The organism is Pseudomonas sp. NFACC10-1, assembly GCF_900119195.1.
GTDB lineage: Bacteria > Pseudomonadota > Gammaproteobacteria > Pseudomonadales > Pseudomonadaceae > Aquipseudomonas > Aquipseudomonas cerasi.
In genome coordinates this window covers 106,788-128,009 of sequence record NZ_FPJB01000011.1, presented here as the reverse complement: position 1 = coordinate 128,009, position 21,222 = coordinate 106,788, and the positions used below count along the sequence as shown (strand labels likewise).

Here is a 21,222-nt window from a genome sequence, read left to right as displayed (position 1 = left end):
AGGTTTCGCGGGGCTCATATGCTAGCATACGCCCCCCGCGAGTCGTGCCCAGAGCCGATCCGGCCACCCCCTGCCAATTTTCTTCGGGACACAGGTTTACGCAGATGAGCAAGACTTCCCTCGACAAGAGCAAGATCAAGTTCCTTCTTCTCGAAGGCGTCCACCAATCCGCTGTCGACGTCCTCAAGGCAGCCGGTTACACCAGCATCGAGTACCACACCAAGTCTCTGCCGGAAGCCGAACTGAAAGAAAAGATCGCCGACGCCCATTTCATTGGTATCCGCTCCCGTACTCAGTTGACCGAAGAGCTGTTCGATTGCGCCAAGAAACTGGTTGCGGTCGGCTGCTTCTGCATCGGCACCAACCAGGTTGACCTGAACGCGGCGCGCGAGCGCGGTATCGCAGTGTTCAATGCGCCCTACTCCAATACCCGTTCGGTCGCCGAACTGGTATTGGCCGAAGCCATCCTGCTGCTGCGCGGTATCCCCGAGAAGAACGCTTCCTGCCACCGTGGCGGCTGGATCAAGAGCGCGGCCAACTCCTTCGAGATCCGTGGCAAGAAGCTGGGCATCATCGGTTACGGCTCGATCGGTACGCAGCTGTCGGTGCTGGCTGAAGGTCTGGGCATGCAGGTGTACTTCTACGACACGCTGACCAAACTGCCGCTGGGCAACGCCACTCAGGTGTCGAGCCTGAACGAGCTGCTGGGCATGTCCGATATCGTCACCCTGCACGTTCCGGAAACCTCGGAAACCCAGTGGATGATCGGCGAAAAAGAAATCCGCGCGATGAAGAAGGGCAGCATCCTGATCAACGCCGCGCGTGGCACGGTGGTCGAGCTGGACGCACTGGCTGACGCTATCAAGGACAAGCACCTGATCGGCGCCGCCATCGACGTGTTCCCGGTCGAGCCGCGCTCGAACGACGACATCTTCGAAAGCCCGCTGCGCGGTCTGGACAACGTGATCCTGACGCCGCACATCGGTGGTTCCACAGCCGAAGCGCAGGCCAACATCGGTCTCGAGGTGGCGGAAAAGCTGGTCAAGTACAGCGACAACGGTACGTCGGTGTCCTCGGTCAACTTCCCGGAAGTGGCCCTGCCTGCGCACCCGGGCAAGCACCGCCTGCTGCACATCCACGAAAACATCCCGGGCGTGCTCAGCGAGATCAACAAGGTCTTCGCCGAAAACGGTATCAATATCTCCGGTCAGTTCCTGCAGACCAACGAGAAAGTCGGCTACGTGGTCATCGACGTCGACGCCGAATACTCCGACCTTGCCCAGGCCAAGCTGCAACAGATCAAAGGCACCATCCGCAGCCGCGTTTTGTTCTGATCCGAGCGCCGTGCCCACCCCGTGTGGGCACGCATCCTGTAATTCCCCGCGCTACACCGCCCCACTCAAGACAGGACGCAGAGCGTCCGGAACTGCATACCCACGCGGAGCATGGGCACGATCAGTGTTCTTCCGGACACCGATCGTTCCTCACGCTCCAGCGTGGGAATGCCGTTCGTGACGCTCTGCGTCACACAAGCACTGACAGCCCTACTTCACATTGATGGTGATCTTCTTCGACTCGACCGAAGGGTTCAGCGGCATGTGGCCTTTGTCGCCCATCAGCAATTGCAGAGTGTGCTGGCCCGGCGGCAGGTTGATTTCGGTTTCGGTCTGGCCCTTGCCGAAGTGGCGGATGTTATCGCTGACCGGCAGGGGTGCATTCATCGCCGGCTGGTCCTTCACGTCGATCAGCAGGTGATGGTGACCGGTCTCGGGCACATCGACACCCGCAGGCGCGACGCCCATACCCTTGAGGCCGAATTGCACCTTGAACGGTGAGGTGACCGTTTCACCGTCCTTGGGCGAGATGATGTACACCTCGGCGCCTTCAGGGGCTGCGGTGCGGGGTATATCGGCGGCGCTGGCCAGCATGGATGCGCTGAGCAACAGTCCGGCGACCATCGTTCCAGAAAATAAGGATTTCATGATTGCTCCGGCTGCAGTTGACGTAAGTCGACCCTCACACGACGAATCCGTCGGTTCAGGAGTGCTCACGATAGACCGCAGTCAGGCCCAATGGCTCATTGCGTTGATGAAACTGTTTTCATGAACGCAGCCCGCAGGTCACTGGAACAGCTCGTTGCCCCGGCGTCTGAACCACCCCGTCAGTGACAGACGATCACGACTGGCGGGCATGACTTCATGGGGAATTTCGCCGGACAGAAAGACCACCAGACAGCCGCCCGTAGGCTGAACGTCGTAAGCCACTTCGTCCTTGAGGTACATGCGCAACTGACCGCCGTGCTCGGGCAGCCAGGCGTTGTTGAGGTAGAGCACCGCCGACACCATGCGCCTGTCGTCATCGCGGAATCGGTCCACATGCCTGAGGTAGCGGGCACCCGGCGGATACAGCGCAAAATGGCTTTCGTAATCTTCCAGGCCGAGGAAAAGGCCGCGATTGAGCGCCTGACGCAAACTGTCCATCAGCTCAAGATAGTGGTCGCAGCACTGCACCTGCCCCGGCTCGAGCCACTGAATGCGGTCGCCACGAATACCCTCGCGTATTTCCAGCGCGGTTCCCTTGCCAATCGCGGCAGGCTCGAGCTCGCCTTCGGCTGCACGTTTGCGGCACTCTTGCTCAAGTTCCAGAGTCAGAGCTTCGGGCAGGAAAATATTCTGCTGCGACCAGCCGTTGGCGGCCAGATCGTCGACGATTCGTAACAGCAGTGGGTGGTCAGAGGGTATGCGCATGGCGTGCATAGTATCCATAAGCCCTGAAATCGGACAGAGGCTTATACATGCGGTATCAAACGCATGAGATTTCATTCACCGAAGGCACTCATAACTCGACAAATCCACGCTAACACCGGGAGAATAGCGGCCTGCCGACAGGAGTCCCCAATGCGTCGTTTGTTTGTTTTGCTGTTGATGTTCTGCACCTCACCTGCCTGGGCAGACAGCTACGATCAGTTGTACAAGTCTGCAGGCTGGCCGGAACAGCGCGCGCATTTCAACGATGCCCTCAAGGCTGCCCAACAGCGTTACAGCAACAACCTGCCGCCTGCGGTTTATCAAGCGCTGGTCAACAACAGCAATCAACGTTTCGCCCCCCAGGCCATGGACCAGCGCGCGTCGAAGCGCCTGCGTGAAAGCCTCAAGGACCCTGCCCCGTCACTGCAGTTTTTCCAGTCACCGCTGGGCCGCAAGATCGTCAATGCCGAGCTGACCGCCACCCGCGCCGATCAGTTGGCCAAACATGCCCAGGGGCTGCCGCATATCGAAGCAGACGCGACGCGTCAGTTGTTGATCGGCCATCTGGCCCAGGCACTGCCTGCCAGAGAGGCCGGCGCGGAAGTCAGTCTTGCCATCGCAGGCGTTGCCGCCGACAGCCTGAGCCAGATGATCCCCGGCCTGCTGGGCGGAGGACAGGCGCAGGGCATGCTCGAAGGCCAGCGCGAGCGCCTGATGGCGCAGATGAGTGCTGACCTGAACAACACGCTGCTATACGTCTATCGCGACCTGTCGGACCCTGAGCTCGAAGAATTCTCGACCTTCGCCGAGTCGCCGGAAGGCAAAGCCTATTACCAGGCCGCTCTTGCCGCGATTCGTGCCGGTCTGGCGGTCGGACAGAGTGCGTCGAGCCTGAATCCCGGACAGTAAAAACCGTTCAGGCCTTCAAGCGCCTGAGGTCAAAGGAATGGACACCAGCGTATGAAAGACTCATTGGCTTTGCTCGCCACCGGTATCGTAATGGCCTTTTTCTCCTGGCTGTTCTGGAGTTCTCTGGGGAAGGACGCCTTTGCCGTGTTTGGGGCGCTGATGCTCGTCGTACTGGCCCTTGAAAACTATCGCCTGCGCCGACAGGTCAAGGCGCTGCAGGCCGGCAAGGCTGAAAAAGTCTAACGAAGTCGCCCTTTCAGAAAATCAAAGTACCGAGCCCGCAGCTCTGGCGTTTCGTTGGCCAGATGATGCCGGGCATGCCCGAGCATCAGAATCTGCGGTTGGCTGAATTTGTCTTTCAGAATCGCCAGATTGTGCGACCAGTCGACCGTCATGTCCGCCTCACCCTGGATGATCAGCGGGCTGCGCAGGCTGCGCGGCGCGCTTTCGACACGCACGATCCATTGCGCCAGCGCGCCGACCCAGGCCGTGGGCAGTCGCAGCGGCTGTAACGGATCGGCCATCAGAAAAGGCAGGAACGCGGGTGCATTGGAGTTTTCGGTGAAACGGCGGGCAATGCCCTTCACGAACGGTTTGAGCAGGTGATAACTCAGACGCGACCAGCCCCAGGCACGCGGCCTGACCAGCGGTGCCAGCAGGATCACCTCACCCTGCGCGGGCGAGTCTGCCCCCTGATGAAGCAGGTGATCCGTCACGATGGCACCGCCCATGCTTTGTCCGCACAGGTGCCAGGGATGTGGCAGGCCAAGGCCTTCGGCTTCGAGCAGCAGGCGTTGCAACACCAGTTGGTATTCGGCGAAGTCATTGATACAGGCGCGACTGCCGCTCGACAGACCATGCCCCGGCAGGTCGCAGGCGATCACGGCAAAGCCTTGCTCCAGAGCCCACTCGATCACATGCCGGTACAGGCCCATGTGGTCATAGAAGCCGTGAAACAGAAACAGCGTGGCGACCGGATTGTCAGGCAGCCAGACCTGCCCGACCACCTCATAGCCCGCCACATCGAGGCGCCCCAGCCAGCTGCGTATGACGTTTTCGCCACACAGTCCGGCAAGACCGTAGAAGCGCTGATAGGCCAGTCCCTCCATGGAAAGCGGATCAATAACGCTCAGCGGCAGCAGGCTGGCACGCAGGTTATCGGGGTCGAACGTGACGGACATGTGGTTTCCAGATTTCAACAAATGACTCGTAAAGTTGTGTAACGATATTCTTCTGTCTGCCCCGGCATGGCAAGCTAAGCGGCTGTAATCGCAGACATCTGTCATTGAACGTGCACATTGCTGTCTGCACATTGGGCGATGCTCGCGAGCTCACCTGCCCGAATTCGCCCTGAAGCCGTTTCGAACGGGCTCTTGTATCGGGTTTCATCGAATCAACCGCGTCACAACGATAGTCTTAATTCCCGCCTACGCCATTTACAGAGAAACCGGATGAAACGCAGCCTCTTCATTCTAGCCATCATCTTCGCCCTGCTTGCGGGTGGCGCGGGCTGGTACGTAAATAGCAAACTGCCGGTACGTGACGGCGAGATCGCCATGAGCCGTCTTCAGGCCCCCGTCACCCTGCGCTACGACGAGCGTGGCGTGCCGCACATCCGCGCCGAGAACGAAGCCGACCTTTACCGCGCGCTCGGCTATGCCCATGCTCAGGACCGGCTGTTCCAGATGGAAATGCTGCGTCGCCTGGCACGCGGTGAGCTGGCAGAAGTACTGGGGCCGAATCTGCTCGAGACCGACAAGCTGTTTCGCAGCCTGCGCATTCGTGAACATGCGGATGCGTATGTCGCACACCAGGACAAGAACACCCCCACCTGGAAAGCGCTGGAAGCCTACATCGACGGCATCAACCAGTATCAGGATACCCACGCAAGGCCGATGGAGTTCGACGCGCTGGGCATTCCCAGACGACCGTTCACCACAGAAGACACGGTCAGCATCGCCGGCTATCTGGCTTACAGTTTTGCTGCGGCGTTCAGAACCGAGCCACTGCTGACCTACGTCCGCGACCAGCTCGGCCCGGAGTACTTGAAAGTCTTCGACCTGGACTGGCACCCGGACGGCATGCTCGACTCGAAACCGGCACTGGCCGACGCCGACTGGAAGGGTCTGAATCAACTGGCGCAGTTGAGTCACAAGACGCTTGAAGATGCTGGCCTGCCGCAATTCGAGGGTAGCAACGCCTGGGTGATTTCCGGCAGCCGCACGCAAAGCGGCAAGCCGATTCTCGCGGGCGACCCGCACATCCGCTTCTCGGTGCCTTCGATATGGTACGAAGCGCAGCTATCGGCACCGGGTTTCGAACTGTACGGGCACTTTCCGGCGCTCAACCCGTTCGCGCTGCTGGGCCATAACATGGATTTCGGCTGGAGCCTGACCATGTTTCAGAACGACGACGTGGATCTGATCGCCGAGAAGACCAACCCGGACAACCCGAATCAGGTCTGGTACCACGGGCAATGGGTGGACATGAAACGCACCGAGCAGCAAATCACCGTCAAGGGCCAGGCCCCGGTCACACTGACGCTGCTCGAATCGCCGCACGGACCGATCGTCAACAACGTGATGGGCAAGAACGCCGGCCAGACGCCAATCGCGATGTGGTGGTCGTTTCTGGCATCCGCCAACCCGGTGCTGGACGGTTTCTATGAGACCAACCGCGCCGATACGCTGGACAAGATGCGTAGCGCGGCCGAGAAGATTCAGTCGCCGGGCCTCAATATCGTCTGGGCCAACGCCAAAGGCGATATCGGCTGGTGGGCGGCGGCGCAACTGCCGATCCGTCCGCAGGGCGTCAACCCCAGTTTCATTCTGGACGGCAGCACGGCACAGGCCGATAAGCTCGGCTTTTACCCGTTCAGCGCCAACCCGCACGAAGAAAACCCGGCGAGTGGCTACATCGTGTCGGCCAACTTCCAGCCACAGTCGCCGAACGGCATGCCGATTCCCGGCTACTACAACCCGGCCGAACGCGGCCAGGCGCTGAACCGGCAACTCAGTGACTCCAGCATCAAATGGGACTTGGCCGCCAGCAAGGCGCTGCAACTGGGCACGCAGACCGACTATGCACCGAGCATTCTCAGGCCATTGATTCCGGTACTGCGCAGCGCTGTCAGCGACCCGGACGAACTGGCACTCGTGGAGCGACTGGCCAGTTGGAAAGGTGATTACCCGGTCAATTCGGTGGGTGCCACACTGTTCAATCAGTTCCTGTTCGACCTGACCGAAGAGACCTTTCACGACGAACTGGGCGACGCGATGTTTGAAACACTGCTGTCGACCCGCGTCCTGGACGCCGCGCTGCCGCGCCTGGCCACCGATGCCGACTCCCCGTGGTGGAACAATCGCAATTCACCCCACGAAGAAAGCCGTGCCAACACCGTCAAGGTGGCCTGGCGCGCCACTGTTTCGCACTTGAGGTCGCTGTATGGCACCAACCCGGATGAATGGGTGTGGGGCAAGGCGCATACCTTGACTCAAGGCCACCCGCTGGGTTCGCAGAAGCCGCTGGACATGATCTTTAACGTCGGCCCGTATGCCGCGCCGGGCACGCATGAGGTGCCGAACAACCTGTCATCGAGCATCCGTCCTGCCCCGTGGCCAGTCGGTTACGGCCCCTCGACCCGCCGCCTGATCGACTTCGCCGACCCGGCGCACAGCCTGGGGATAAATCCGGTGGGACAAAGCGGCGTGCCGTTCGACAAGCACTACTCGGATCAGGCCAAGGCTTTCGTGAACGGCGAGTACCTGCCGCAGCGCTTCAGCGAGAAGGACGTGGCCGAGCATACGGAAGGGGTTTTGCGGCTGGTGCCGGGGGCCTAGCGACACGCTTTGCGCCGAGTCCGGAAACGGGGCTTCTGCCCGGAGGGCGTGGGAGCGAGCTTGCTCGCAAACTGTCGGGCACCGACAGTGAAACCTTCACGTACGGTACATCAGGCACAACCGGATTTGACTATCGTGCCAATGCTCTGCGTTGGCATGCCTTTCGTGACGCTCCGCGTCACAAGTCTGCGTAGCACCGCGCTATCGAGATCGGACGCAGAGCGTCCAGAGCTGCGCTCCCACGCTGGAGCGTGGGAGCGATAAACCGAGATAGCTAGTTGCTGCCGGTACCTGGCAGTTCGCGAGCAAGCTCGCTCCCACGCCCTCCCGGCACGATCAGGTTTTCAGGCCGCCGGAGCACGCCTCGGATCAGGCTGCTTCCAGGCATCTGCCGCGCTTTCCTCGATAGCCTGCTGGATCGCACGCTTGCGGTTGTTTTCGGCGCGGCGGGTGAAGAACCAGACCAGAAAGGTTGCCAGTGACACGGCCAGCAGGATCAGGCTCGCCACGGCGTTGATTTCAGGCTTCACGCCCAGACGCACGGCAGAGAACACTTCCATCGGCAAGGTCGTCGAGCCGGGCCCGGAGACGAAGCTGGCGAGCACCAGGTCGTCCAGCGACAGCGCGAAGGACATCATGCCCCCGGCTGCCAGCGATGGCGCGATCATCGGGATGGTGATCAGCAAGAACACTTTCCACGGACGGGCACCCAGGTCCATTGCAGCCTCTTCGATCGACAGGTCCAGCTCACGCAGGCGCGCCGACACCACCACCGCCACATAGGCCGCACAGAACGTCGTGTGCGCGATCCAGATGGTCATGATGCCTCGTTCCTGCGGCCAGCCGATCAATTGCGCCATGGCCACGAATAGCAGCAACAGCGACAGACCGGTGATCACTTCCGGCATGACCAGGGGAGCTGTAACCAGCCCGCCAAAGAACGTGCGGCCCTTGAAGCGGCTGATGCGGGTCAGCACAAACGCAGCCATCGTTCCCAGCGCCACCGCAGCAACGGCGGTGTAGCAGGCGATTTCCAACGAGCGCATCACCGAGCCCATCAGTTGCGAGTTGTCCAGCAGGCCGACGTACCACTTCACCGACCAGCCGCCCCAGACCGTCACCAGCTGCGAGGCGTTGAACGAGTAGATGACCAGAATCACCATCGGCGCATAGATGAACAGCAAACCCAGAACCAGCATCAGGTTCGAGAATCGAAAGCGGTTCATGCCTTGCCCTCCAGTTCTTTGGCCTGACTGCGGTTGAACAGGATAATGGGCACGATCAGCACCAGCAGCATGATGACCGCCAGCGCCGAAGCCACCGGCCAGTCACGGTTGTTGAAGAATTCCTGCCACAGCACGCGGCCGATCATCAGGGTTTCCGGGCCGCCGAGCAGCTCGGGAATCACGAACTCGCCGACCACCGGAATGAATACCAGCATGCAGCCGGCGATCACACCGTTCTTGGACAGCGGTACGGTGATTTTCCAGAAACTGTTGAAGGTGCTCGAACCCAGGTCGGACGCGGCTTCCAGCAGGCTGGTGTCGTGCTTCACAAGGTTGGCGTACAGCGGCAGGATCATGAACGGCAGGTAGGAATAGACCACGCCGATGTACACCGCCAGGTTGGTGTTGAGGATCTGCAACGGCGCGTCGATCAGCCCGAGCCACATCAGGAATGCATTGAGCAGCCCGTTGTTGCTGAGGATGCCCATCCAGGCGTAGACGCGGATCAGGATCGCCGTCCAGGTCGGCATCATGATCAGCAGCAACAGCACGGTTTGCAGGTCCTTGCGCGCGCTGGCGATGGCATAGGCCATCGGATAGCCGATCAGCAGGCACAGCAAGGTGCTGATGAAGGCCATCTTCAGCGAGCCCAGATAGGCCGAAACGTACAGGTCATCGCCACTGAGCAAGGTGTAGTTGGCGAAGTTGAGGACCATCTGCAGCTTTTCGTCGGCGTAGCTGAAGATTTCGGTGTACGGCGGGATCGCGACGTCGGCCTCGGCGAAGCTGATCTTGAGCACGATCAGAAACGGCAGGGCAAAGAACAGGAACAGCCAGAGGAACGGCACGCCGATGACCATCTGCCGCCCGTTGGGCTTTATGCGCTCGAACGCGCGCTTGATCTTGCGGATTTTCATGAGCGCAGTACCACGCCGCTGTCGTCTTCCCACCACACGTAGACTTCATCGCCCCAGGTAGGCCGTGCGCCCTGACGCTCGGCGTTGGCGACGAACGACTGCACCAGTTTGCCGCCCGGCAGCTCGACGTAGAACACCGAATGACCGCCCAGATAGGCGATGTCGTGGACCTTGCCGCGCGACCAGTTGTATTCGAAGCCTGGCTGCTCGGTGGTGATCAGCAGCTTCTCAGGGCGCAGGGCGTAGGTGATGTGCTTGTCTTCCACCGACGTACTGACGCCGTGGCCGACATAGATATTGCGCTCCAGCTCGGGACTGCGGATCAGCGCGTGGGCTTCCATGTCTTCGATCACGTCACCTTCGAACAGGTTGACGCTGCCGATGAATTCGCAGACCAGACGGCTGGTCGGGGTTTCGTAGATGTCGATCGGGCTGCCGATCTGCGCGATCCAGCCCAGGTGCATGATCGCGATGCGCTCGGCCATGGTCATGGCCTCTTCCTGATCGTGAGTCACCATCACACAAGTCACGCCAACGCGCTCGATGATCTCTACCAGTTCCAGTTGCATCTGCGAACGCAGTTTCTTGTCCAGCGCGCCCATCGGCTCGTCGAGCAGCAAAAGCTTGGGCTTTTTGGCCAGCGAACGGGCCAGGGCCACACGCTGACGCTGACCGCCGGACAGCTGATGCGGCTTGCGCTTGGCGTACTGGGTCATCTGTACCAGCTTGAGCATCTCCGCCACGCGGGCTTCGATTTCCGGCTTGCCCAGCTTGTCCTGCTTCAGGCCGAAGGCGATGTTGTCCGCCACGGTCATGTGCGGGAACAGCGCATAGGACTGGAACATCATGTTGATCGGGCGTTCGTACGGCGGCATGTCGGTGATGTCGACACCGTCGAGGTAGATACGGCCTTCGGTTGGCCGTTCGAACCCGGCCAGCATGCGCAGCAGTGTCGATTTGCCGGAGCCAGAGCCGCCAAGCAGGGCGAAGATCTCGCCCTTGTTGATCTGCAGGGACACATCGTCCACCGCGACCGTCTCGTCGAACTTCTTCGTGACCCGATCGATCCTGACCAGCACCTCTTTGGGTTGCTGACCGCCTTCGATGGCTTTCTTGTAGGCGCCGGAGGCAACTGCCATGGGTGAAACTCCCAACAGGTAGGCAACCCGGCCCATATGGCCGGGTGCTGGATTTTTATTTGCCCGACTTGACCTTGGTCCAGCTGCGGGTCATCAGACGTTGCACCTTGGGTGGCAACTCGCTGTTCACGAACAGGCGGTCCAGCACTTCCTGAGGCGGATAAACCGCTTCATCGGTACGGATGCTCTGGTCCATGAACTCGCCGGAGGCGGGATTGGGGTTGGCGTAACCGACTTCATCGCTGACCTTGGCGATCACCTTGGGGTCGAGCATGTAGTTGATGAAGGCACTGGCTTCCTTGATGTTTTTCGAGTCCGCCGGGATCGCCAGCATGTCGAACCACAGGTTACCGCCCTCTTTCGGGATGCTGTAGGCGATCTTCACGCCCTTGCCCGCTTCTTCAGCCCGGGATTTGGCCTGGAACACATCCCCCGAAAAACCTGCGGCGACGCAGATGTCGCCGTTAGCCAGGTCGGTGATGTATTTGGACGAGTGGAAATAGGTCACGTAAGGACGAATCGCCAGCAGCTTGGCTTCGGCCTTCTTGTAATCGGCTTCCTTGGTGCTGTTGGGGTCCAGCCCCATGTAGTTGAGCACCGCAGGCAACATCTCATCGGCGGAGTCGAGAAACGCTACGCCACAGCTGGAGAGCTTCTTGATGTTCTCCGGCTCAAACAGCACGGCCCAGGAGTCGATCTTGTCGACGCCCAACACGGCCTTGACCTTTTCGACGTTGTAACCGATGCCGTTGGTACCCCACAGGTACGGCACGGCGTACTGGTTACCCGGATCGTTCTTCTCCAGACGCTTGAGCAGCGCCGGGTCGAGATTCTTGTAATTGGGCAGCAGCGACTTGTCGAGCTTCTGGAACGCACCGGCCTTGATCTGCTTGCCGAGGAAGTGATTGGACGGCACCACCACGTCATAACCTGTGCGTCCGGCGAGCAGCTTGGCTTCCAGGGTTTCGTTGGAGTCGAACACGTCATACATCGGCTTGACGCCGGTAGCGGCTTCGAAGTCCGCCAGGGTGGTCTTGCCGATGTAATCGGACCAGTTATAAATATGCACGGTGGACTCAGCCTGGGCACTGATCGACAGTGTCAGCCCGGCAGCCGCCAGCAAGGCTTTGGAAAGAATAGAAATAGACAAAGAATGAGTCCTTTTAACAGAGGGGCCTGAGCGCCGGAGGGCGTCCGGAAAACCAAACCGGCGCGCAACTTACCGTCTATGAGCCCAACCAGCAAAGGTTTAGGCAATATTCCTGTCTGCTGGCTGCTGCGCGGCCGAGGCTACGCAGCATCCACAGGTTTGATGACAGGCTTATTTACCTGATTTTATCTTGGTCCAGCTGCGGGTCATGATCCGCTGCGTAGCTGCAGGCAGGTCAGCGATTGCATACAGTTTGGCCTGTACGTCGGCAGGTGGATAAACGCCAGGGTCACTGGTGATTTCCTTGTCGACCAGCGCCGTAGCCGCCGCGTTACCGTTCGGGAAGCGTACGGCGTTGGTGATCTCGGCCATGATTTCCGGCTTCATCAGGAAGGTCATGAACTTGTAGGCACCCTCGACGTTTTCGGCATCCTTGGGAATGGCGACCATGTCATAGAAGCTGCCGGCGCCTTCTTTCGGAATGTTGTAGGCAACCTTCACCTTGCCACCGGCTTCGGCAGCGCGGGATTTGGCCTGGTAGATATCACCCGAATAGCCGACTGCGACGCAGATGTTGCCATTGGCCAGGTCCGAGATGTACTTGGACGAGTGGAAATAGCCAATCGATGGACGAATCTTCATGAACAGCGCTTCAGCTTCGGCGAGCTGCTTCTTGTCCTGAGAATCGGTCGGGTAGCCCAGGTAATGCAAGGCAATCGGCAGCATTTCGGTCGGAGAATCGAGGAAGCTGATGCCGCACGACTTCAGCTTGGCAGCGTTCTCCGGCTTGAACAGCAGGTCCCAGGAATTGACCGGCGCATCGGCGCCCAGCGCAGCCTTGACCTTGTCCGGGTTGATGCCGATACCGATCGAACCCCACATGTACGGGAATGCGTGCTTGTTGTCCGGATCGCTGACCGACACGGCCTTGAGCAGCGATTCGTTGAGGTTCTTCCAGTTCGGCAGCTTGGACTTGTCCAGCTCCTGATAAACGCCGGCCTTGATTTGCTTGGCCAGGAAGTTGTTGGACGGCACGACGATGTCATAGCCGGATTTGCCAGCAAGCAATTTGGCTTCAAGCGTCTCGTTGCTGTCGAAAACGTCGTAGACCACCTTGATGCCCGATTCTTTCTCGAATTTGGCAACGGTGTCCGGCGCGATGTAATCGGACCAATTATAGACGTGCAGCACTTTGTCATCGGCCTGCGCAGCAGTGGCCACAACGCCCATCAGGGACAGCGCGAGAAGGGTCTTGCCAAATTTTTTCATGCGTAGCTCCAATGTATTTTTATCACTGACCGTCAGTTAGCGGCGTGTAGCCATTAGTCTGGCAACTTCCTGGGCAGGCTTTCAAGCCGAAGCCCCTCAAACAATGCACATTGCGCTTGAATCGACGCTTTTTTTGCGTTTTCAGCCCTGCAACACCGCCAGCGTCAGATCCAGGCATTTGCGCGCCTTCTCGACCAGCTCATCGATTTGCGCAAAACTGATCACCAGCGGTGGCGCAATGATCATGGTATCGCCCACAGCCCGCATGATCAGGCCATTGTCGAAGCAGAAGGTTCGACAGATCATTCCCGCGCCCTTGTCGGTATAGCGCTCGCGGGTGGTCTTGTTCTTCACCAGCTCGATGGCCCCCAGCAAACCGACACCCCGGACTTCGCCCACCAGCGGATGATCGCTCAACTCACGCAAACGCTTTTGCAAATACGGTGCCGTTTCCGACCTGACCCGTTCGACGATCTTTTCTTCGCGCAGGATACGGATGTTCTCCAGCGCCACCGCCGCAGCCACCGGGTGCCCGGAGTAGGTAAAGCCATGATTGAAATCGCCGCCCTCATTGAGCACCGCGACGATTTCATCGCGCACGATCAGGCCGCCCATCGGTACATAACCGGAGGTCAGGCCTTTGGCGATGGTCATCATGTCCGGCTTGAGGCCGTAGAAATCGCTACCGAACCACTCACTGGTACGCCCGAAACCACAAATCACCTCATCGGCGGCGAACAGGATGTCGTAGCGGGAAAGGATTTCCTTGATCTTCGGCCAGTAGGAATCGGGCGGGACGATCACACCGCCCGCGCCCTGGATCGGCTCGGCAATGAACGCACCGACGTTCTCGACGCCCAGTTCGAGAATTTTCTTTTCCAGTTGCTCGGCAGCCCAGATACCGAACTCGTCCGGCGTCATGTCGCCGCCTTCGCCGAACCAGTATGGCTGGGGAATGTGCACCACCCCCGGAATCGGCAGGTCGCCCTGCTCGTGCATGTACGTCATGCCTCCCAGGCTGGCACCGGCGACGGTGGAGCCGTGGTAGCCATTGACGCGGCTGATGATGGTTTTCTTGTTCGGCTGGCCTTTCAGCGCCCAGTAATGACGAACCATGCGCAGCATCGTGTCATTGCCTTCAGAGCCAGAACCGGTGAAGAACACATGGTTCATGCCCTGCGGTGCAATCTCGGAAATGGCCTTGGCCAACTCCAGCACGGGCGGGTGGGCGGTCTGGAAAAACAGGTTGTAGTACGGCAGCTCGCGCATTTGTTTGCTGGCTGCGTCGGCCAGTTCTTCGCGGCCATAACCGATGGCCACACACCACAGGCCGGACATGCCATCGAGGATCTTGTGGCCCTCGCTGTCCCACAGATAAACGCCTTCGGCACGGGTGATGATGCGCGGGCCTTTCTCTTTCAATTGTTTGTAGTCGCTGAACGGTGCCAGGTGATGCTCGCTGCTCAGGGCCTGCCATTCGAGGGTTTGCGGGTTGTTGGCACTCATGCAGCACTTCCTTTGATCAGGTCAGTTGGCAGAGCGCCGCGCATCAATCGCAGCGGCGCTCTGCGTGATCAGACGGCGAAAAGCAGGAATTCCCGCTCCCACGAACTGATCACGCGCTTGAAGTTTTCATGCTCGGCGCGCTTGACCGCGACGTAACCGATGATGAATTTCTTGCCCAGGTATTTTTCGATGGTCTTGCTGTTTTCCATACGCTCCAGCGCGTCTTCGATGGTCAACGGCAGACGCAGATTACGCCGCTCGTAACCCCGCCCGACCACCGGTGCGCTCGGGTTGATGCCTTCGACCATGCCGATGAAGCCGCACAGCAGACTGGCGGCGATGGCCAGATAAGGGTTGGCATCGGCACCCGGCAAACGGTTTTCCACGCGACGGTTCTGCGGTACGGCGTCCGGCACACGCAGACCGACGGTGCGATTCTCTTCGCCCCACTCGACGTTCACTGGCGCCGAAGTGTCGGGCAGAAAGCGCCGGAACGAGTTGACGTTGGGTGCGAACAGCGGCAACAGCTCGGGGATGAACTTCTGCAGACCACCGACGTGGTTCAGAAACAGCTCGCTCATGGTCCCGTCTTCATTGGAGAAGATATTCTTGCCGGTCTCGATGTCGATGATGCTCTGGTGCAAGTGCATCGCACTGCCTGGCTCGCCGGTCATCGGCTTGGCCATGAAGGTTGCCGCGACGTCGTGCTTGAGGGCGGCTTCGCGCATGGTGCGTTTGAACACCAGAATCTGGTCGGCCAGCGACAAGGCATCACCGTGACGGAAGTTGATTTCCATCTGCGCCGTGCCGTCTTCGTGGATCAGCGTGTCCAGGTCCAGATTCTGCAGTTCGCACCAGTCATAGACGTCTTCGAACAGCGGATCGAATTCGTTGGCGGCTTCGATCGAGAACGACTGACGACCGGTTTCCGGTCGCCCGGAGCGCCCGATCGGTGGCTGTAGCGGATAGTCCGGGTCGTCGCTACGCTTGGTCAGGTAGAACTCCATCTCCGGCGCCACGATTGGCTGCCAGCCCTGATCGGCGTAAAGCTTGAGGACCTTCTTCAACACATTGCGCGGCGACAGCTCGATGGGGTTGCCCTGCTTGTCGTAGGTGTCGTGAATCACCTGCGCAGTGGGTTCGACCGCCCAGGGCACCAGATACACCGCGTTCTGGTCGGGACGGCAGATCATGTCGATGTCTGCCGGGTCCAGCAGCTCGTAGTAGATATCGTCTTCTACGTAGTCGCCGGTCACCGTCTGCAACAGCACGCTTTCAGGCAGGCGCATGCCTTTTTCAGCGATGAACTTGTTGGTCGGCGAGATCTTGCCGCGCGTAATCCCGGTGAGGTCGGACATCATGCATTCGACTTCGGTAATCTTGTGTTCTTTCAACCAATCGGTGAGCTGGTCGAGGTTGGTACTCATAAATACCTCAGGGTTTTATTGTCCTGATCGTGATCAGGCGTTCCAGACGCATCGGCGTCATGATGTACAACTCGTTTCGGCAGACGCCGATTAGGGGTAAGGTGACAGCTGCGGGGCCGGATTTCCAGACGGCAGCGGTCACACTGACGACGCCGTTATAGTGGTAATGTCCAGCGCTGAGAGTAGAGCAGACTGGCTTCGATAGCCGTTCAGGGGTGTCGCAAAGTGTGGCAACCCACCACGAGCACCGATATCACAGGCATGATGAGCGCTGTACGGACTTGATAGTCGCGTGTCGACCAGGGAAAGGTGAAGCATAGGACCCCCGCTATTGTTGCTCTACTGGGTTGCGATCGAGCTTAGCCTCGTTCATTTTTTTATACAACAACCCGTTAAAAATAGAAGACAGGCCGCTCTAGCTCGTATTTAACAGCGGTCAGAAACGGAATAAAACGCCCTAAATAGCGGCAAAAAAGGCCATATGGCGCAGTTTTAGGGCAAAAAAAGGCTCTATTGACTTCATCATGGCTTTCGGATTGACTGAGATCCGCAATCATTGATGATTGATATTTTTAACAACAAAGGTGTTGCATCATGTCGGTACCCCCGCGTGCCGTTCAGCTTAACGAAGCGAACGCGTTCCTTAAGGAACATCCTGAGGTTCTGTACGTTGACCTTCTGATTGCAGATATGAATGGTGTGGTGCGTGGCAAACGCATCGAACGCACCAGCCTCCATAAGGTTTACGAGAAGGGCATCAACCTGCCTGCCTCTTTATTTGCTCTGGATATCAATGGCTCCACGGTGGAAAGCACCGGCCTGGGCCTGGACATCGGTGATGCTGACCGAATCTGTTATCCCATCCCTGACACCCTGTGCAACGAGCCATGGCAAAAGCGCCCTACCGCGCAGTTGCTGATGACCATGCACGAACTCGAAGGCGACCCGTTTTTCGCCGACCCGCGTGAGGTATTGCGCCAGGTCGTCGCCAAATTCGACGAAATGGGCCTGACCATCTGCGCAGCGTTCGAGCTGGAGTTCTACCTGATCGATCAGGAGAACGTGAACGGTCGCCCACAACCGCCCCGCTCGCCGATCTCCGGCAAACGCCCGCACTCGACACAGGTCTACCTGATCGACGACCTCGACGAATACGTCGACTGCCTTCAGGACATCCTCGAAGGTGCGAAGGAACAAGGCATTCCTGCCGACGCCATTGTCAAGGAAAGCGCCCCGGCCCAGTTCGAAGTCAACCTGCACCACGTCGCCGACGCGATCAAGGCGTGCGATTACGCCGTACTGCTCAAGCGCCTGATCAAGAACATCGCCTACGATCACGAGATGGACACGACCTTCATGGCCAAGCCCTATCCGGGTCAGGCGGGTAATGGTCTGCACGTTCACATCTCGATCCTGGATCGCGATGGCAAGAACATTTTCACCAGCGAGGATCCCGAGCAGAACGCCGCATTGCGTCATGCAATCGGCGGTGTGCTCGAGACCCTGCCGGCACAAATGGCTTTCCTGTGCCCGAACGTCAACTCGTATCGCCGGTTCGGTGCGCAGTTCTATGTGCCCAACTCGCCGACCTGGGGTCTGGACAACCGTACGGTCGCCGTTCGCGTACCGACCGGCACCGCCGACGCGGTACGTATCGAACACCGCGTTGCCGGTGCCGATGCCAACCCGTATCTGGTGATGGCTTCGGTCCTGGCGGGCGTGCACCACGGCCTGGTCAACAAGGTCGAGCCTGGCGCCCCGGTAGAAGGCAACTCCTACGAGCAGCATGAACAAAGCCTGCCGAACAACCTGCGTGATGCACTGCGCGAGCTGGACGATAACCCGGTGATGGCCAAGTACATCGACCCGAAATACATCGACATCTTCGTGGCCTGTAAGGAGAGCGAGCTGGAAGAGTTCGAACACTCCATCTCCGACCTCGAGTACAACTGGTATCTGCATACGGTCTGATTGAGGCCGAGTAACACAAAACGCCGCAGGCTTTGAGCCTTGCGGCGTTTTTGTTTGGTGCGCTCCCCTTCCAGCGTGGGAGCGATGATCGTTTGGCGACGACAGCGATTCATCCCGTCAGAATCCCTTACAATGCCCGCAGCCCAACCAAGAGCCACGCCCATGACACGCGCCGCCACGCCTCGCAAACCTCAAGCACGCAGCCAGGCCAGAATCGATTCGATTCTCGACGCCGCGCGCACGCTGCTTGCCGAACAAGGAGTGGCCAGCCTGTCGATTTACAGCGTTGCCGAGCGCGCCGGCATTCCGCCCTCGTCGGTGTACCACTTCTTCGCCAGCGTCCCTGCACTGCTTGAAGCACTGACCGCCGACATCCACGCCGCCTTTCGCGCGTCGCTGCAGGCCCCCATCGATCACGACCAGCTCACTACCTGGCGCGACCTGTCACGCATCGTCGAACTGCGCATGCTGGCCATCTACAACGCCGACGCCGCCGCCCGCCAATTGATCCTTGCCCAGCACGGCCTGACCGAAATCAACCAGGCCGACCGCCAGCACGATATTGAGCTGGGGCACTTGATGCTTGAAGTGTTTGACCGCCATTTCCAGTTGCCCGCACTGCCGGACGATGTAGACGTGTTTGCGCTGGCCATGGAACTGGGGGATCGCGTGTATGCGCGGTCGGTGCAGTTGCATGACGAGATCACACCGCGCATGGCTGAGGAAGGGATGCGGGTATTTGATGCTTATCTGGGGTTGTATTTGCCGGTGTTTTTGGTGAAGAGGGCAGATTGAGAATTACGACCGAGTGGATTTATTTGTTCTCTCGGGTTCTGTAGATACTTAGCCTGGTCTCTTTTTTCTCGCTTCAATTCTGGACCTATAATTTATCTTCTCTTGAAAATACTTAATTCTTGCAGCGAAAGCTTCAGTTTCTAGCGTGCCATTAATATAAATAGGACTGTCAGGCTTAGGCTTTTTAATACCGGCAGCTTTAAGTGCAGCATAATATTTTTGGCGTGCACTCCTCACGACAGGATCTCTTCTGGCAAAGCCTATTTGATGCCCTCCTCGTCTTTTACTCGGCCTCGATGGAGCTGCTTTACTGGGTTGATGAGGTCATGGCAGTTTCTTCGAATAGAGCCAGCTGTCAGCATCCGGCAAAACCGATACGTCGCTACCTCGCATAACTGCTAGGTAAAAAGCAAAAACCCCGGAGGGTCAGGACCGTCCAGGGTGTTTTTTGCCCATCGTTTATAGCTTGGCGATGGAGACTTCAGTGGACTTCACGAAGGCGATGACTTCGCTGCCGACGACCAGCTCCAGCTCCTTGACCGAGCGGGTGGTGATGACCGAGGTCACGACACCCGACGCGGTCTGTACGTCGATTTCCGACAGTACGTCGCCGTGGACGATTTCCTTGATGGTGCCTTTGAACTGATTGCGAACGTTGATGGCTTTAATAGTCATGGCATGTCTTCCTTTGGGTATCAGGGTTAATTTGCCCAGCGCAATTGCGTAGGCAGTGGCGAAAACGGTTCCGGGTCAGGTGGCGAACCCGGCAGGGCCAGCACACGGTTGAGCACTTCAGCCTCCAGCGCCGCAAGGCGATGCGAACCACGAACACGCGGACGTGGCAGGTCGACCAGCAGATCGAGACCGATCTGCCCCTCTTCGATCAGGATCACCCGGTCGGCAATGGCCACGGCCTCGCTGACGTCGTGGGTTACCAGCAGCACCGTGAAACCATACTGGCCCCACAGCTTTTCGATCAGTTGCTGCATTTCGATCCGGGTCAGGGCATCCAGCGCGCCCAACGGCTCGTCGAGCAACAGCAGACGCGGCTTGTGAATCAGTGCACGAGCCAAGGCAACGCGCTGCTTCTGACCGCCGGACAATGCGGCAGGCCATTCATTGGCGCGCTCGGCGAGGCCGACGGCCTCAAGCGCTTCAAGGGCCTGCGCCCGCCAGTCGCCGCTCAACCCGAGGCCGACGTTGTCGATGATCTTTTTCCAGGGCAGCAAGCGCGCTTCCTGAAACATCAATCGTGTGTCTTCGCGGGCATCGTCCAATGGTGCAGAGCCGGCGAGCAGTTGGCCTTGCGTTGGTTTGTCGAGGCCGGCGAGCAGACGCAACAGTGTGCTTTTGCCACAACCGCTGCGGCCGACGATGGCGACGAACTGACCGGCAGGGATGTGCAGGTCGATGTCCTTGAGCACTTCACGGGCACCGAACGCTTTTTTCAGCTTGCGTACTGCCAGCGGGATGCCACGCAGCAAGTGTGGAGGTTGCTGTTTCAGACTGGTCATGCGGCACCGCCTTTGCTCACTTGATAGGCCGGGTGCCAGCGCAGGCAGACACGTTCCAGGCCTCGCGCCGCCAGATCGGCCAGCTTGCCGAGTACGGCGTACAACACGATGGCCAGCACCACGACGTCGGTTTGCAGAAACTCCCGCGCATTCATCGCCAGGTAGCCAATGCCGGAGCTGGCAGAAATGGTTTCCGCCACGATCAGCGTCAGCCACATGAAGCCCAGCGCAAAGCGCACGCCGACCAGAATCGAAGGCATGGCGCCCGGCAGGATCACATGACGGAACAGGCTGAAACCTGACAGGCCATAGCTGCGGGACATTTCTACCAGTGCCGGATCGATGTTGCGGATGCCGTGGTAGGTGTTCAGGTAAATCGGGAACAGGGTGCCCAGCGCGACCAGGAATATCTTGGCGGTCTCATCAATGCCGAACCACAGAATGACCAGCGGAATCAGCGCCAGGTGCGGCACGTTACGGATCATCTGCACCGAGCTGTCCAGCAGACGCTCGCCCCATTTGCTCAGGCCGGTAATGAAGCCCAGCGCCAGACCGATGCCGCCGCCAATGGCGAATCCGATCCCGGCGCGCCAGCCGCTGATCGCCAGATGCGTCCAGATTTCGCCGCTGGCGACCAGGTTTATGCCCGCTTCGATGACCGCGCTGGGTGCGGGCAGAATGCGTGTGGATAACCAGCCGGCGCTGACCGATAGCTGCCAGACTGCCAACAACAGGACAGGAAGAGCCCAGGGCGCCAGTCGGTGAACGATGCGTTGCGAAGCACTGAGGCTCATGGAGTTGTCTCCTCGAAGG

Annotated in this window: 19 protein-coding genes; 6 read left to right on the top strand and 13 right to left on the bottom strand. The window is 59.2% G+C overall.

Features of this window, described 5'->3' with window-relative positions:
- Positions 1-104: 104 nt before the first annotated feature.
- On the top strand, positions 105-1,334 hold the full coding sequence (gene serA / locus BT119_RS25345; RefSeq protein ID WP_002555754.1) for a phosphoglycerate dehydrogenase: 1,230 nt from the start codon (positions 105-107) through the stop codon (positions 1,332-1,334).
- 210 nt (positions 1,335-1,544) lie between these two features.
- Here serA and BT119_RS25335 read toward each other — a convergent pair whose 3' ends face one another.
- Positions 1,545-1,982, bottom strand: coding sequence for a DUF4399 domain-containing protein (locus tag BT119_RS25335; RefSeq protein WP_011269266.1), 438 nt, complete (start codon positions 1,980-1,982; stop codon positions 1,545-1,547).
- A gap of 138 nt (positions 1,983-2,120) precedes the next feature.
- On the bottom strand, positions 2,121-2,756 hold the full coding sequence (locus BT119_RS25330; protein ID WP_003372149.1) for a 2OG-Fe(II) oxygenase: 636 nt from the start codon (positions 2,754-2,756) through the stop codon (positions 2,121-2,123).
- Between the two features lie 141 nt (positions 2,757-2,897).
- Between BT119_RS25330 and BT119_RS25325 the strand changes: the two genes are divergently transcribed.
- On the top strand, positions 2,898-3,656 hold the full coding sequence (locus BT119_RS25325; RefSeq protein WP_003372151.1) for a DUF2059 domain-containing protein: 759 nt from the start codon (positions 2,898-2,900) through the stop codon (positions 3,654-3,656).
- Between the two features lie 51 nt (positions 3,657-3,707).
- Positions 3,708-3,899, top strand: coding sequence for a hypothetical protein (locus BT119_RS25320; protein WP_046720133.1), 192 nt, complete (start codon positions 3,708-3,710; stop codon positions 3,897-3,899).
- On the opposite strand, the gene BT119_RS25315 is transcribed toward BT119_RS25320, so the two are convergent.
- Entirely contained in the window at positions 3,896-4,837 is a 942-nt protein-coding gene (locus BT119_RS25315) for a phospholipase BipL (RefSeq protein ID WP_003372156.1), read from the bottom strand. The genes BT119_RS25320 and BT119_RS25315 overlap by 4 nt on opposite strands.
- Before the next feature lie 270 nt (positions 4,838-5,107).
- Between BT119_RS25315 and BT119_RS25310 the strand changes: the two genes are divergently transcribed.
- Complete coding sequence (locus BT119_RS25310) at positions 5,108-7,495, top strand: penicillin acylase family protein (protein WP_072367104.1); 2,388 nt, start codon at positions 5,108-5,110, stop codon at positions 7,493-7,495.
- 344 nt (positions 7,496-7,839) lie between these two features.
- On the opposite strand, the gene BT119_RS25305 is transcribed toward BT119_RS25310, so the two are convergent.
- The 7 genes from BT119_RS25305 to BT119_RS25275 all read right to left on the bottom strand — a co-directional run bounded on the left by BT119_RS25305 (position 7,840) and on the right by BT119_RS25275 (position 16,129).
- A complete protein-coding gene (locus BT119_RS25305; protein WP_003318275.1) occupies positions 7,840-8,721 on the bottom strand; it encodes an ABC transporter permease subunit in 882 nt (293 codons plus the stop codon).
- On the bottom strand, positions 8,718-9,638 hold the full coding sequence (locus BT119_RS25300) for an ABC transporter permease subunit (RefSeq protein WP_003372160.1): 921 nt from the start codon (positions 9,636-9,638) through the stop codon (positions 8,718-8,720). The genes BT119_RS25305 and BT119_RS25300 overlap by 4 nt, the downstream gene beginning before the upstream one ends.
- Positions 9,635-10,777 (bottom strand): polyamine ABC transporter ATP-binding protein, encoded by a 1,143-nt coding sequence (gene potA, locus BT119_RS25295; protein WP_003372162.1) that lies wholly within the window; start codon positions 10,775-10,777, stop codon positions 9,635-9,637. Before potA ends, BT119_RS25300 begins: the two co-directional genes overlap by 4 nt.
- 55 nt (positions 10,778-10,832) lie before the next feature.
- Positions 10,833-11,927, bottom strand: coding sequence for a polyamine ABC transporter substrate-binding protein (locus tag BT119_RS25290; protein WP_003372164.1), 1,095 nt, complete (start codon positions 11,925-11,927; stop codon positions 10,833-10,835).
- 171 nt (positions 11,928-12,098) lie between these two features.
- Positions 12,099-13,196, bottom strand: coding sequence for a polyamine ABC transporter substrate-binding protein (locus BT119_RS25285; protein WP_003382101.1), 1,098 nt, complete (start codon positions 13,194-13,196; stop codon positions 12,099-12,101).
- Positions 13,197-13,337: 141 nt separating this feature from the next.
- Positions 13,338-14,702, bottom strand: coding sequence for an aspartate aminotransferase family protein (locus tag BT119_RS25280; RefSeq protein WP_046720136.1), 1,365 nt, complete (start codon positions 14,700-14,702; stop codon positions 13,338-13,340).
- A gap of 68 nt (positions 14,703-14,770) precedes the next feature.
- Positions 14,771-16,129: a glutamine synthetase family protein gene (locus tag BT119_RS25275; protein ID WP_002555767.1), complete on the bottom strand. Its 1,359-nt coding sequence runs from the start codon at positions 16,127-16,129 to the stop codon at positions 14,771-14,773.
- Positions 16,130-16,723: 594 nt separating this feature from the next.
- Here BT119_RS25275 and BT119_RS25270 point away from each other — a divergent pair.
- Complete coding sequence (locus BT119_RS25270) at positions 16,724-18,100, top strand: glutamine synthetase family protein (protein WP_003413528.1); 1,377 nt, start codon at positions 16,724-16,726, stop codon at positions 18,098-18,100.
- 162 nt (positions 18,101-18,262) lie between these two features.
- A complete protein-coding gene (locus BT119_RS25265) occupies positions 18,263-18,895 on the top strand; it encodes a TetR/AcrR family transcriptional regulator (protein ID WP_044310199.1) in 633 nt (210 codons plus the stop codon).
- 459 nt (positions 18,896-19,354) lie between these two features.
- Here BT119_RS25265 and BT119_RS25260 read toward each other — a convergent pair whose 3' ends face one another.
- Genes BT119_RS25260 through ssuC form a run of 3 tightly spaced genes read right to left on the bottom strand, consistent with a single transcriptional unit; the run spans position 19,355 to position 21,203 of the window.
- Positions 19,355-19,570: a TOBE domain-containing protein gene (locus tag BT119_RS25260; RefSeq protein WP_002555770.1), complete on the bottom strand. Its 216-nt coding sequence runs from the start codon at positions 19,568-19,570 to the stop codon at positions 19,355-19,357.
- Between the two features lie 26 nt (positions 19,571-19,596).
- A complete protein-coding gene (gene ssuB, locus BT119_RS25255) occupies positions 19,597-20,409 on the bottom strand; it encodes an aliphatic sulfonates ABC transporter ATP-binding protein (RefSeq protein WP_003427335.1) in 813 nt (270 codons plus the stop codon).
- Complete coding sequence (gene ssuC / locus BT119_RS25250; RefSeq protein ID WP_003413534.1) at positions 20,406-21,203, bottom strand: aliphatic sulfonate ABC transporter permease SsuC; 798 nt, start codon at positions 21,201-21,203, stop codon at positions 20,406-20,408. The genes ssuB and ssuC overlap by 4 nt, the downstream gene beginning before the upstream one ends.
- Between the last annotated feature and the right edge of the window lie 19 nt (positions 21,204-21,222).

Bases quoted from the DNA above. Each gene is read 5' to 3' on its own strand.
- serA (WP_002555754.1), top strand. From the start codon at position 105: ATGAGCAAGACTTCCCTCGACAAGAGCAAGATCAAGTTCCTTCTTCTC.
- BT119_RS25335 (WP_011269266.1), bottom strand. From the start codon at position 1,982: ATGAAATCCTTATTTTCTGGAACGATGGTCGCCGGACTGTTGCTCAGC.
- BT119_RS25330 (WP_003372149.1), bottom strand. From the start codon at position 2,756: ATGCACGCCATGCGCATACCCTCTGACCACCCACTGCTGTTACGAATC.
- BT119_RS25325 (WP_003372151.1), top strand. From the start codon at position 2,898: ATGCGTCGTTTGTTTGTTTTGCTGTTGATGTTCTGCACCTCACCTGCC.
- BT119_RS25320 (WP_046720133.1), top strand. From the start codon at position 3,708: ATGAAAGACTCATTGGCTTTGCTCGCCACCGGTATCGTAATGGCCTTT.
- BT119_RS25315 (WP_003372156.1), bottom strand. From the start codon at position 4,837: ATGTCCGTCACGTTCGACCCCGATAACCTGCGTGCCAGCCTGCTGCCG.
- BT119_RS25310 (WP_072367104.1), top strand. From the start codon at position 5,108: ATGAAACGCAGCCTCTTCATTCTAGCCATCATCTTCGCCCTGCTTGCG.
- BT119_RS25305 (WP_003318275.1), bottom strand. From the start codon at position 8,721: ATGAACCGCTTTCGATTCTCGAACCTGATGCTGGTTCTGGGTTTGCTG.
- BT119_RS25300 (WP_003372160.1), bottom strand. From the start codon at position 9,638: ATGAAAATCCGCAAGATCAAGCGCGCGTTCGAGCGCATAAAGCCCAAC.
- potA (WP_003372162.1), bottom strand. From the start codon at position 10,777: ATGGCAGTTGCCTCCGGCGCCTACAAGAAAGCCATCGAAGGCGGTCAG.
- BT119_RS25285 (WP_003382101.1), bottom strand. From the start codon at position 13,196: ATGAAAAAATTTGGCAAGACCCTTCTCGCGCTGTCCCTGATGGGCGTT.
- BT119_RS25280 (WP_046720136.1), bottom strand. From the start codon at position 14,702: ATGAGTGCCAACAACCCGCAAACCCTCGAATGGCAGGCCCTGAGCAGC.
- BT119_RS25275 (WP_002555767.1), bottom strand. From the start codon at position 16,129: ATGAGTACCAACCTCGACCAGCTCACCGATTGGTTGAAAGAACACAAG.
- BT119_RS25270 (WP_003413528.1), top strand. From the start codon at position 16,724: ATGTCGGTACCCCCGCGTGCCGTTCAGCTTAACGAAGCGAACGCGTTC.
- BT119_RS25265 (WP_044310199.1), top strand. From the start codon at position 18,263: ATGACACGCGCCGCCACGCCTCGCAAACCTCAAGCACGCAGCCAGGCC.
- BT119_RS25260 (WP_002555770.1), bottom strand. From the start codon at position 19,570: ATGACTATTAAAGCCATCAACGTTCGCAATCAGTTCAAAGGCACCATC.
- ssuB (WP_003427335.1), bottom strand. From the start codon at position 20,409: ATGACCAGTCTGAAACAGCAACCTCCACACTTGCTGCGTGGCATCCCG.
- ssuC (WP_003413534.1), bottom strand. From the start codon at position 21,203: ATGAGCCTCAGTGCTTCGCAACGCATCGTTCACCGACTGGCGCCCTGG.